This window comes from Candidatus Lariskella endosymbiont of Epinotia ramella (assembly GCF_964019805.1).
GTDB lineage: Bacteria > Pseudomonadota > Alphaproteobacteria > Rickettsiales > Midichloriaceae > Lariskella.
In genome coordinates, this window is sequence record NZ_OZ026472.1 from 1190787 (window position 1) to 1203358 (window position 12572).

Annotated in this window: 10 protein-coding genes; 4 read left to right on the top strand and 6 right to left on the bottom strand. The window is 34.8% G+C overall.

Going from position 1 to position 12572, the window contains the following annotated elements:
* Nucleotides 1–86: 86 nt before the first annotated feature.
* Nucleotides 87–1262 (top strand): acetyl-CoA C-acetyltransferase, encoded by a 1176-nt coding sequence (locus AACL20_RS05120; RefSeq protein ID WP_339042510.1) that lies wholly within the window; start codon nucleotides 87–89, stop codon nucleotides 1260–1262.
* Nucleotides 1263–1467: 205 nt separating this feature from the next.
* Here the strand turns inward: AACL20_RS05120 and AACL20_RS05125 are convergent, their stop codons facing one another.
* The 5 genes from AACL20_RS05125 to AACL20_RS05145 form a co-directional block, all read right to left on the bottom strand.
* A complete protein-coding gene (locus tag AACL20_RS05125; protein ID WP_339051861.1) occupies nucleotides 1468–1923 on the bottom strand; it encodes a transposase in 456 nt (151 codons plus the stop codon).
* Between the two features lie 8 nt (nucleotides 1924–1931).
* The gene (locus AACL20_RS05130; protein ID WP_339051860.1) at nucleotides 1932–2345 is read right to left on the bottom strand and encodes an IS630 transposase-related protein; all 414 of its coding nucleotides are present in this window, start codon (nucleotides 2343–2345) and stop codon (nucleotides 1932–1934) included.
* 909 nt (nucleotides 2346–3254) lie between these two features.
* Nucleotides 3255–3653, bottom strand: a complete 399-nt coding sequence (locus tag AACL20_RS05135) for a TrbI/VirB10 family protein (protein ID WP_339052685.1) — start codon at nucleotides 3651–3653, stop codon at nucleotides 3255–3257.
* A 61-nt stretch (nucleotides 3654–3714) separates the two neighbouring features.
* Nucleotides 3715–4535 (bottom strand): IS5 family transposase gene (locus AACL20_RS05140; protein WP_339051669.1). Its coding sequence is split into 2 segments (ribosomal slippage): nucleotides 3715–4148 and nucleotides 4148–4535, totalling 822 coding nucleotides; the frame shifts between segments, so codons are not numbered across the junction.
* Between the two features lie 29 nt (nucleotides 4536–4564).
* Entirely contained in the window at nucleotides 4565–5086 is a 522-nt protein-coding gene (locus AACL20_RS05145) for a transposase (RefSeq protein WP_339051906.1), read from the bottom strand.
* A gap of 61 nt (nucleotides 5087–5147) precedes the next feature.
* Here AACL20_RS05145 and AACL20_RS05150 point away from each other — a divergent pair, with 61 nt between their 5' ends.
* Both AACL20_RS05150 and AACL20_RS05155 read left to right on the top strand, forming a co-directional pair.
* Nucleotides 5148–6215: an IS256 family transposase gene (locus tag AACL20_RS05150; protein WP_339051907.1), complete on the top strand. Its 1068-nt coding sequence runs from the start codon at nucleotides 5148–5150 to the stop codon at nucleotides 6213–6215.
* A 95-nt stretch (nucleotides 6216–6310) separates the two neighbouring features.
* Nucleotides 6311–7135 carry a hypothetical protein gene (locus AACL20_RS05155; RefSeq protein WP_339051908.1) on the top strand — a complete coding sequence of 275 codons (825 nt, stop codon included), beginning with the start codon at nucleotides 6311–6313 and terminating at the stop codon, nucleotides 7133–7135.
* Here AACL20_RS05155 and AACL20_RS05160 read toward each other — a convergent pair.
* A protein-coding gene (locus AACL20_RS05160; RefSeq protein ID WP_339051669.1) for an IS5 family transposase occupies nucleotides 7098–7918 on the bottom strand; the annotation gives its coding sequence in 2 pieces (ribosomal slippage) (nucleotides 7098–7531 and nucleotides 7531–7918; 822 coding nt in all). The genes AACL20_RS05155 and AACL20_RS05160 overlap by 38 nt on opposite strands.
* On the opposite strand from AACL20_RS05160, the gene AACL20_RS05165 reads away from it, so the two are divergent.
* Complete coding sequence (locus AACL20_RS05165) at nucleotides 7917–12209, top strand: hypothetical protein (RefSeq protein ID WP_339051909.1); 4293 nt, start codon at nucleotides 7917–7919, stop codon at nucleotides 12207–12209. The two genes, AACL20_RS05160 and AACL20_RS05165, sit on opposite strands and share 2 nt — an antisense overlap.
* Nucleotides 12210–12572 lie beyond the last annotated feature (363 nt).

Consider the following 12572-nt stretch of genomic DNA (forward strand, 5'->3'; position numbering starts at 1 on the left):
GGTTTATATTGCATAGCACATGATTTTATTATGGATGATTTTAGATTTTTTTGATATTGTTATACAACAAATCAATGAGTAAAAAAATGAATCAAGAAATAGCAATTGTAGGTGCATTTAGAACAGCCATAGGAAATTTAAATGGTACAGTTGGTCATATACCTGCTTATCAGCTTTCTTCCCACGTTATAAATCATCTTTTAAACGTAACTCATATCAAAAGAGATGAGATATCAGAAGTCATCTTGGGTCAAGTTCTTCTTGCAGGAACAGGTCAAAACCCGGCAAGACAGGCGGCTATGCACGCTAATATTCCACAAGAGGTACCTGCTTTTGTAGTAAATCAGGTATGTGGTTCTGGTTTAAAAGCAATAATGACTGGGGCTTACTCTATCGCAAACGGTGCTGCTGATATTGTAATTGCAGGCGGCCAAGAGAGTATGACTTGCTCACCTCATTTTGTACATATGCGCAAAGGTGTAAAGCTTGGGAACGCAACACTAGCAGATTCTATGATAGTTGATGGCTTAACAGATGCATTTGAAAACGTACATATGGGCATCACTGCTGAAAACATAGCGGAAAAATTCAAGATTTTTAGAGAGGAACAGGATCAATTCGCACTTTTTTCTCAGATGAAAGCAGAAGAAGCTCAGAAAAGTGGTAGATTTACTAAAGAGATAGTGCCAATAAGTTTTAATGTGCGTCAACAAGAGGTGATCTTTGCAGCAGATGAGTTTGTAAGAAGTGGCACGACTATAGAAGGACTTGCTAAGCTATCTCCTGCTTTTAAGCAAAACGGAACTGTAACTGCTGGAAATTCTTCCGGAGTGAATGATGGAGCTGCTGTAGTAATTTTGATGGATAACATTGAAGCTAAGATGCGTGGTCTTAAGATTATGGGCACTATAAAATCTTTTGCTCAATCAGGTGTTAGTCCTGATATAATGGGTACAGGACCTGTTGCTGCATCTCAGAAAGCACTGTTGCTTGCTGGTTGGAAAGTCGAAGATCTAGATTTGATAGAATCTAATGAAGCATTTGCAGTGCAAGCAATATATGTGAATAGAGCAATGGGATGGGACGAAGCAAAAGTAAATGTTAATGGTGGTGCCATAGCTCTTGGCCATCCGATAGGTGCATCAGGTGCAAGAATACTTGTAACTCTTTTACATGAAATGGAAAGAAGAAATGCAAAACGTGGGCTTGCTACTCTATGCATAGGTGGTGGAATGGGTATCGCTATTTGCGTTGAGAGATGAGTACTAAACACATAGAAAAGTTTATTGCTAGTTAGCTAAAGATCAATGAGTGGTTTTGCATCTAGAATCTTAAATGACTGAAAAGTACGCGCGCCAAAAGTCTCGAAACAAGCATGAAATGCTGCCCCGAGTGTCAAAATAGCGCTTTAAATCCGTAAGGAAATGGGCAAGTGATATTGCATATAGCTAAAGCGTCATAAAAAGATTATGACAAATAGTTTGTAAAGAGTTCATCAAGCGTACAGTTGGTATTACGTCGAATTTGTTTAGCTTGGGCCCATTTTTTCTCAATAGGATTTAAATCTGGAGAATATGGAGGCAAATAAAGCAATGTGTGGCAAGAATTTCCAATCAATTGCTGCATATCAACACCTTTATGAAAAGTTGCATTATCCATTACAATCACGCAATTTGGGGGAATATTGGGTAATAAAATGTTTTCCACCCAACATGTAAACACTGATGTATCAACCGATCCTGTTAGCAACCCAATAGCAACTAAAGTGCTTCCCATCAAAGCCCCAATAGCATTCGTTCTTGTCTTTGGCACCCCAATCATGCTTGCCATAGCAACGCCGTCCCTTAATCGAATAACCATGTGTTCTAGGCATATCGTGAGCAAAGCCGCTTTCATCAATATAAACAATTTGCTTCCCTTCATTTTCCAAATCAGCAATCCTTTGGCAAAACATAGATCTTTTTTCTGGATCCGCTTTTGGATGATTTAGAGTTTTTTTTATAGCTAACACCTAAGCGATATTGCGCATCTCTTATCCCGGTTGTACTAGCACACAGGCGTGCTGCCCTTTCATAGCAATAGCTATCTGGATACTCTTCTATATCCTTCTTGAGTGCTACAACGTCTATTTTGCTCCATTTCTTATGCCTATACTTTTGTGGTTCAATATTTTGACTCCAACGAAATATTGCAGCTTTGGATATTCCAAATTTCTTCGCAACCTCAGAAAATGATAACTCTTCTTTTGCCTTGATCTTTAATATCTTTTTTCTGAATGAGAGCGGATAGGTCATTTTTTTCTCTATAGTTATACCTTTGATAGCATAGCATAGCAAATCCTTCACTCATACTCCTTTTATAACGCTTTTGCTATATATAAAAATTAATGGCAAGTTCATGTATTTTACAGCTATGATCGATTTACACAGTAGATATATTATAGGCTATGATTTATCATATTCTCTGGAAGCAGGATTTTGCATGGCATTATTAGAAAGGGCATTAGCAAACAAGAGTTCCAGAGATATTTAATACTGATCAAGGTTCACAATATACCAGCAGTGAATTTATACAAAATTACAACTAAAAAATGTAAGCATCAGTATGGATCATGTTGGTAGGTGTTTTGATAATATATATAGAAAGACTTTGGAGGATTTTAAAGCAAGAAGTGATCTATTATTATAGACCTGATGATGTAGGCAGCTTGGAAAGAAGGATAGAAGAATTTATACCTTGGTAACAACAAAAGGTTACATCAAGCTTTAAAATATAGAATACCAGCTTTTATATATTTAAGCTAATTTTTTGCTAAAAAATCGGATCATTTAAAACAAATGGTTTGAATTAATGGTGCAGTATACTCTTCTATAGATAAGGATTCTATCCTCTGGCAATTCCTACTTTTGCAATTTTGATGATTAATAAAATCTTCCAGTTCATTATTATCTACAAGCTCATTAACTTTAGATATTCTTTGGCAAGAAACGCGTTTTCCAATTTCACATTCCGCCTTATCTTTATATATGGTAAATTAAGTTGTAGTTTGCGTATATATATAGATATGTGCTACACCCAAAGGAAAATGGCATCCTCATGCAGCGAAGATTTTCGGAAAAAAGTAATAACATATGTATGTTTTAGTTCAATTCTTTAATACGCAAACCTCAGCTCAATTTACTATATTGTACAGCAACCCAAAAGTAATATCGCAGCAAAACGATAGGCTGAAAAACTCAATTGCATATCAACCGTTAGTTCAAAGATTGTACAAAATTATCTTGTCGCTCATGATTGTCAGATCTACTAGAGCGGCTATTTTCAATCGCCTGCTTAGTATCATCTGCTCCAAAAAATGCGCCACCTGTAAAAACTATGTCAACCTTACTACCAGCACCAATTTCTATAACAGGCTGCAGGCTTTCCGTCCTTGAAATGTAATATTGTGCAAGACGAGCTAGTGCATTTGTATCAAAATTGTTAGCAAAATCTCCTAAAGTGCCAGAAATAATGCTACTTCCAAGTAGCTTACCTTCGCGAGATATCACTTGACCCTTAACTCCTTCCAAACCATCCTCGCCAGCCACAAAACCTGTAACATCCGTCTCAATAATTCTCTTTGTATTAATTCCAAATATAGGCTCTACTATAATTTACACAATCTTTGATAAAGACTCATACTATAGGATATAATAGACCTCTTGCATAACCTATTTAAAGCTCAAAGTTATAGATACCAGCAAGTAAATTAAACCTTAAACCGAATCGTTTTCTTCTGTTCCTATAACGATCAGCGATAATTTTAAATCGTTTGATCATGCCTATGACGTTTTCATTTAAAACACGTTCACTAGACAATTGACGATTTTTCTTTTTATCTTTCCTGCTTAGTGGTCGCTTTTTTGTCTTTTTCTTTGGTAACTCTGAATTATAATGCAACTTATCAATGCCTTGATAACCAGTATCTGTAAGAACTTTAATCTCAGGGTGGATGTGAACTCCGGATTCTTTAAATAACCTGAAATCATGACGCTTGCCATTAGAAAAATTAGTGCAAATGATTTCTTTTTTCCTTTTATCCACAATAAGCTGAGTTTTTAGAGTATGTCGCCTCTTTTTTCCCGAATAAAAGTGCTTCTGTTTTTTTTAGGTCGTTCTATCGGTGTTTCAGTAGCATCAATTAACACAAGTTCGTATTCAGAATCGCTTTTTAGTAATGCTTTACGTCCAGGTAGTGAAAATCGTTTATCTTTAATTAGAGTATCTTCAATCCAACGTATATTACGATAACAGGCACTTTCACTTATTCCATAACTGCGGGAAATATGAAAATATGTCCTGTATTCACGCAAGTACTCAAGCGTCATGAGTAATCGATCTTCTAAAGCCAATTTATTGGGTTTTCCACCTTGAGACTTTAAAATAGCTTCAGCTTCTTTTAATATACTTAGTATAACTTCAAACGTTCCTCGTTTAATGCCAGTAAGCCTGCGAAACTCTTCTGCGTATTCATCTTTGATGTTTTCAAACTTCATGTTATCCTTGATAAAATCAAGGATTTTAATCAATTTATATGGTTATGCAAGAGGTCTAATGGTTCAAGAGGTCTACTCTGCCAAATTCTAACCTCATCAATTACATCATCTGTAACCCTACTAATTAAACTCTCACTAACTTCTGCTCCATATAATTCTTGTAATTGGATCTTGATATCAGACAAACTCATCCCCTTGGCATACAGAGATATTATCTTTTGATCTAAACCATCTATTCTTGTTTGATTCTTGGAGACAATTACAGGTGCAAATTTACCTTCTCTATCTCGCGGAATATTTAACTCGATACTGCCATTCTCAGTAATCAAATTCTTATTATAATGACCATTCCTGCAATTCTCAGTTTCAGACCTATCATATTTGTTATAACCTAAGTGTTCAGACATTTCTGCCTGCAAGGCTCTCTCCAAAATACTCTTCGTTAATTCCTTAATCAATCCATCCTGCTTCAGTACTGTCTTTAAATCCGCTCCTCCTTCTATCAGTAAATCTATCGCTTCATTTATTTTCTTATTCTTTTCTGTCTTCATTCTAATTACCTATATTCTTTATTAATTCCAAATATAGGCTCTACTATAATTTACACAATCTTTGATAAAGACTCGTTATAACAAATATGATAGGTCTGAAACTGAGAATTGCAGGAATGGTCATTATAATAAGAATTTGATTACTGAGAATGGCAGTATCGAGTTAAATATTCCGCGAGATAGAGAAGGTAAATTTGCACCTGTAATTGTCTCCAAGAATCAAACAAGAATAGATGGTTTAGATCAAAAGATAATATCTCTGTATGCCAAGGGGATGAGTTTGTCTGATATCAAGATCCAATTACAAGAATTATATGGAGCAGAAGTTAGTGAGAGTTTAATTAGTAGGGTTACAGATGATGTAATTGATGAGGTTAGAATTTGGCAGAGTAGACCTCTTGAACCATTATATCCTATAGTATATTTTGATTGTTTAATAGTTAAGGTAAGGCAAGATAAACAGATAATTAATAAATCAGTATATGTTGCGCTGGGTATAGATTTACAGGGCCGGAAAGATATTTTAGGATTATGGATAAGTGAGAATGAAGGATCTAAATTCTGGCTTAGTAATTTTACTGAATTGAAGAATCGAGGATTAAAAGATATATTAATTGCCTGTAGTGATAACCTGACTGGTATGTCTGAAGCTATATGCGCAAGTTATCCCAAAACTGAGCATCAGCTTTGTATAGTACATCAAATTAGAAATAGCCTGAAGTATGTATCATATAAAGACAGAAAATTATTGGCATCAGATTTAAAGCTTATTTATAGCTCTGCTACTGAAGATGAAGCGCATCTTGCCCTAGAATCTTTTGATAAGAAATGGAGTAAACGATATCCACATATAGCAAAATCCTGGTATAATAATTGGGAGAATCTTGTAATATTTCTGCAATATCCAGAGAGTATCCGTAAGATAATTTACACTACAAATGCTATAGAATCGCTGAATAGTCAGTTGAGAAAAGTTACAAGAAATAAGCGTGTTTTCCCAAATGATGATTCGGTATTCAAGGTTTTATACCTAACGATTGATTATATTACCAAAAAATGGACCATGCCTATCTCTAACTGGAATGAAGCTATGGCTCATTTTATAATCAAATTTGATGGGAGATTTTAATGGCTCTAAAAAATTTACACAATCAATGAGAAAGACCCTCCTTTAATTATTATGAGGAATTTGAGTATAAATGGATCAAAGCCGTAACTCGCAAAGTGAATATCTTGGAGGGCTTTGCAGATAACCATACTGATGCATCGTTTACTGCCTTAGCATTGATGGCAACTACCATGGAAAAATTAAATAACTTTAATGCAGAAGATCTAGCAATAATCATACATACCATAGGGAACTTAAAGCACTCTGATAGTAAAGAATTTGAGCATGCGTGGATCGAAGCTGCTGCTAACAAATTAAGTGACTTTAAAGCAGCAGATCTAGCAATGAGCATCAGTGCTTTAGCTAAACTAAACATGAGGTTGGATGATATAAACTTGATAGATAAATTTATAAGAGCTGCGACTCAGCAATTAAATAAATTTACGACAAAAGAGCTAGCGATAATCATAAGTGCTCTAGCTGACTTAAAGCATAGTAATATGCAATTGGCAAAGGAATGGATCAAGTCACCTGCCAATAAGTTAAGCGAGCTTAATACAGAAGATCTGACAGCTAGCATAAGCACTCTAACAAAATTAGAATTGAAGCTTGATGATACAGAATTTGAGAATGCATGGATCGAAGCTGCTAATCGGAAATTAAATGAATTCAAGCCAGAAGAGCTAGCAATGAGCATCAGTGCTTTAGCTAAACTAAAGCTGCAAAAGAATAATACTATAAAACATATTGATGCACTTATCAAAGAGAGTGTGAAAAAAATACAAGTTAGCATGGAAAAGTTGATAAGAAAATCTGGCTTAGATACTTTGATGAATACTCAACAAATGAATGATGAATGGATCGAAAAAGCTACTAAGAGATTAGACCTCTTGCATAACCTATTTAAAGCTCAAAGTTATAGATACCAGCAAGTAAATTAAACCTTAAACCGAATCGTTTTCTTCTGTTCCTATAACGATCAGCGATAATTTTAAATCGTTTGATCATGCCTATGACGTTTTCATTTAAAACACGTTCACTAGACAATTGACGATTTTTCTTTTTATCTTTCCTGCTTAGTGGTCGCTTTTTTGTCTTTTTCTTTGGTAACTCTGAATTATAATGCAACTTATCAATGCCTTGATAACCAGTATCTGTAAGAACTTTAATCTCAGGGTGGATGTGAACTCCGGATTCTTTAAATAACCTGAAATCATGACGCTTGCCATTAGAAAAATTAGTGCAAATGATTTCTTTTTTCCTTTTATCCACAATAAGCTGAGTTTTTAGAGTATGTCGCCTCTTTTTTCCCGAATAAAAGTGCTTCTGTTTTTTTTAGGTCGTTCTATCGGTGTTTCAGTAGCATCAATTAACACAAGTTCGTATTCAGAATCGCTTTTTAGTAATGCTTTACGTCCAGGTAGTGAAAATCGTTTATCTTTAATTAGAGTATCTTCAATCCAACGTATATTACGATAACAGGCACTTTCACTTATTCCATAACTGCGGGAAATATGAAAATATGTCCTGTATTCACGCAAGTACTCAAGCGTCATGAGTAATCGATCTTCTAAAGCCAATTTATTGGGTTTTCCACCTTGAGACTTTAAAATAGCTTCAGCTTCTTTTAATATACTTAGTATAACTTCAAACGTTCCTCGTTTAATGCCAGTAAGCCTGCGAAACTCTTCTGCGTATTCATCTTTGATGTTTTCAAACTTCATGTTATCCTTGATAAAATCAAGGATTTTAATCAATTTATATGGTTATGCAAGAGGTCTATTGAATGAATTTACGCCAGAAGAGTTGACAATAAGTATAAGTGCTTTAGCTAAGCTAAACCTGGAACCGGGTAATGTAGCATTTACGGATGCATGGGTCGAAGCTGCTGCTAACAAATTAAATGAATTTAAAGCAGCAGATCTAGCAATGAGCATAAGTGCTTTAGCTAAGCTAAACCTGGAGCCCGGTAATACAGCATTTACCGATGCATGGGTCGAAGTTACTACTAACAGATTAAATGAATTTAAAGCAGAAGATCTAGCAATATGCGCAAGTGCTCTAGCTGAACTAAACATAGATTCAGGTCATGTGGCACGTATTGATACATGGACCAAAGCTGCTGCTAACAGATTAGGTCACTTTAATGCAGAAGAGTTGGAAATCATTAAATTTGCTCTTACTGGTTTCGAGCATCGTGATAAAGAATTTGAGAATAAATTAGGCGAAAAGACAGACTTATATGACAAAATAAAACATTTGCTAAATTTCAAGCAGCAGGCAGAAGAAATTGGCTTAGAAGCATCATGCAGCACACAACATCGTACAAAACGTGATGCAAGTCATTGCAATAAAGATGATGATTATTTCTCAGATGCGCCATTGGAGGAAGAAGCCTTTGTAGAACAAGTAAGGGCTGCTAGAATTTATACACAAGTTGCTATAGCAGTTGCTCTTAGAAATGCTGATCATAATACATTTGATAGTATTCTGAAATATAATAAGAATATCGGTGATATTATATCAGAAGAAACATTGAATCATAGTCCACGGGAGCAGCAGATAATTGCTGCTCACTACTTACAAGCAAAGCATTTTTTAGAGATCTATCCAGAAAATACCTTATGGAAGCCTTATCAAGTTTTACCTAATCATCAAGATCAAACCTTGTTGTTTGATAATGGTAAGAAATGTATATTAGCATTTATACAAGACAACCGTTATGTGATATATAGTCAAGATTTGAATTACAAGCAACAGGGTCACACTAGAGAAGGTTTAACGTTTGAAGAATTAGAAGGCTTTATTAAGGCTTTTTTCAAATTACACAGTGTTGATGGGAAGTATCAAGTATTTACTTTGTCTGACAATATCCATGACAAACTCACTGACTATATCAAGAACTCAGGATTCTTACATCCGAAAAAGGTAGTACCAGATATTGTGTTACTGCTGGAAGAACACGCAGGTTTAATTGAGTCTATACCAGCATCAGTAGTCGTAGAATTGTTTAAGTTAAATGGTCAAACTCCAGATATTCGAGCTTTACATGTGGATTTTTTTAAGCGTGGCAATATTAGCTTGAGAATTGAGGCATTACATAAGATACTTCCATCTTTAAGCAGTGATCAGATCAAGAGTCTTGTGTTGGTCATTAAGAATTATCATATTAATTATGATAGAACATCTCTTGGTAATTTATTACCAGATGAGAAGCGATTGTTAGAATTATACTATAACAAAGTGATAGATAAAATAAAAGCTGAGCATATACTCAGCAACGATGATTTGTCATCATTATCCTGGTCATCTTTGTATGAAGATCTTGCACAGCATCATGATATTTCAGAGGATTTGGCCAAGGATATAGTTGCAAGTACTCAGAAGATACATGGCGTTGTATCTAAAGGAGCAATACTCAAAGGTATTGCAACGCAGAGTTTATTCTTTTTACCTGATATGATGCGTGCATATAATAGCGGTGAATTCCAGTCTGTAGCCCAGACTGCTGAGATTCTAGCAGGTGATGCAGTGATTAATAAAGCATATAGTACTTTTAAAGCGGAAATTGTTCCTCTTTTACCTCCTAGTCAACGCAAATTATTGGAGAAATTACCATTCGCTAGTCCAATATTTAAAGCTTTAACAATACATTCTATTGTTGATTTACATCAAACACTACAACAGTTGCCACCTGACTCAGAGCAGAGTAGAGAAATTAAGCATAACTTGGGAGAGCAATATGCAACATTAGGTTTGATAGTAGCTGAGATTTTCGGATTTGAAGCCGAGCCTTTATGGGCCGCTCTTGCTATTGAACAGTTGATATATGATGCAACATCGTTTAGAGAACGGAATCATCTAGATGTACCATTTTGGGAAGCATTTTTAATGAGCTTAGGATTTGAGGCAGAGAAACTGCAAAATATATTTGAAGAAAGAGAATTGGCAGAAATGAGCTTAACATTAGTAAATCAAATCAATGCTCAAGCGCAAATTCCTTTTGGTTTGACAGTTGTGAAGATACCTAAATTAGGCGAAAGTAGATGGCAGGACATTAATGAGAATGAGGTAACTGAGGATATTAAAACTAGAACTGCAACTGAGATAGTAAATGCAGTAAACAAAACTATAATGGAGATTCAGAATGGTGCTATATATAATTTTACCAGTGTAATTGGAAGATTTAAAAAAATAGTTAGTCTGAAATTTTTTGTATTGAATGATAAAAATGATAAAAGGGAAGCGCAATTATTGCTGAACGTGTTTTGGCAACACAAGGTTCGTGATGCAGTGTCTAATAATGAAGCAAGTGTTAGTTTTGCTGTTGACGTTGCTCTGCCATCATATGAGAATCAACACTCAGCTCCTGGAGATAAAAAGAACTTTTTTCTTGATCAAGGTTCAAACCACAATGCTAATTGGCACAAAGTGCCTACACAATATGTCAAGAATATAGGACTTGCAGAAGTTTATTACAATGATCAAGTAAATAACAATAATCTTTATGTATACTTTGACCCAAGAGAAGGAAATCTGGATCTTGAGCTTACGCAGGAAGGGTTACAAGCGCTCGATCAAATGAATAGATCTTTGATTAATGGCACTAATGCTGCTGGTAAATTTATACAACCTTATATTGTGACTATACAAATAGGTTATAAAAAATATCCGAAATCAATTTATTTCCTTGCAAACAGAAGCAAATTGCTTGTAAATGATGCTGGTGATACACTCATCGCACAATATATGATTAGTGATGATACAGCGTGTTATATTGAAAATTTTGCTAGTATAACTAAACTTTATTTTACTGCTGGCTCCAAACAAGATTCTCGGTGTAGTATGATTGGTAGTAGTACTCCAAGCACTATCTATATAGCAAAACGGGAATGCGACAGCAAGATAGTGCATGACCAGCACGACGATATAGATATCATGATATCCATGGCTGGTGACCAAAGATATCTACAATTGGTGTTTAATGGACAAAAAATTGACAGTCACCTAAGATTATCGGCAGAACATGTAGAGATTGTTGCGGCTCAAGGATTATCCTGGAATAGCAAAATTGATCTGATGACGTCTGTATTAAGCTTTAATATTAGCATGAGAGGAGACATTACTGTCTGTGATCACAGCACTTGTCTTCAGCTAGAAGGGGTATGTGATCTGCCAAAAGCTGTGTATTCTAATAATGCCAGTAATAAAGTGATGTCACTTTATGAAATTGCATTAGAAGATCTGGGTCAAACAGTTGGAACATTCTTAAGATTAAGTATCAAGTCTTCTGATTCACTTGATATTACATTTATGAGTCCAGAATTCAAATTTCATTGGATTGATAAATTATCACAGAGCAATACACTTAGAATATCAGGTAAGTTAGATGGCAAAGCAGCTTTGCTACAGATAGAAGATGGTATTGATACCTTAAAGATATTTGATGCTAAAAATCAAGCTGTACATACAGAAATTATACATTATGATGGCAGAGCAACGATTACACATGATTTAGTATTAATTAAAGTGTTCAAAGGCAATACTGCATTAGCGGATCACTATTCTTTGGTAGCAAATATTTCTGATGTTTATCATTTTGAATCTCCTTTGAAAATTTCTAATAGTATATACCATGATCATGTAGATGCAGGAGTATTAGTTTTTAGAGATTTTGCGAATCACTTATTTTATCATTGCTTTACACATAGCAATCAAATAAGGATCAATGATATTAATTATTTAGTAAGTGATCAGAAGATTTGTGCAGTAGCTGAAAAAGGTGATGTACTAAACGGTCAACAATTAATAAGGTATAGTAGTCTTACATCTGATCTAGATTACCAAATGATAGGAGTATGTTTTAAGCAGTCTGCATTAGAAAGTGTATTTGGAATACAAAATAACAGTTTAGTCATTAATGATATTATTCTTGAGAATATAAATAATGATACAAAACTGTATTTTGATGATACAGAAATATTGCGAGTCGAAGAAATAATGGGCTTTCTATAGATGCAGCGGTATAAAAGGAGTGAAAGTTTCGTAGAAGTCAAGATTTGACATTACAGACAACTATAAATTTAGAGAGTTTTCACATAAAGATATATAAGATCTGTTCTTGGATAATTCTATAAGGTATAGACTATTATTAGGATTCTAGTCCATCCGTCATCACTCAAACTTTTCCGAAATTGGTAACGCTTTAGCTTTGGCATCTGCTTTAATGTTTGAAATATCTTAATTTTAGCACTTGCTGAATGCTTTTATGCTTCTCCTACTTGCAGCTATTGGCTGCAGTCTTTATGTCATAACTCTAAGAAGCATAGAATTTATCTAGTCCATCCGCCAAAAGTATGGATTTTAGCTTTTGAAATG

Bases quoted from the DNA above. Each gene is read 5' to 3' on its own strand.
- AACL20_RS05165 (WP_339051909.1), top strand. From the start codon at position 7,917: ATGTTATCCTTGATAAAATCAAGGATTTTAATCAATTTATATGGTTAT.
- AACL20_RS05145 (WP_339051906.1), bottom strand. From the start codon at position 5,086: ATGAAGACAGAAAAGAATAAGAAAATAAATGAAGCGATAGATTTACTG.
- AACL20_RS05120 (WP_339042510.1), top strand. From the start codon at position 87: ATGAATCAAGAAATAGCAATTGTAGGTGCATTTAGAACAGCCATAGGA.
- AACL20_RS05125 (WP_339051861.1), bottom strand. From the start codon at position 1,923: ATGAAGGGAAGCAAATTGTTTATATTGATGAAAGCGGCTTTGCTCACG.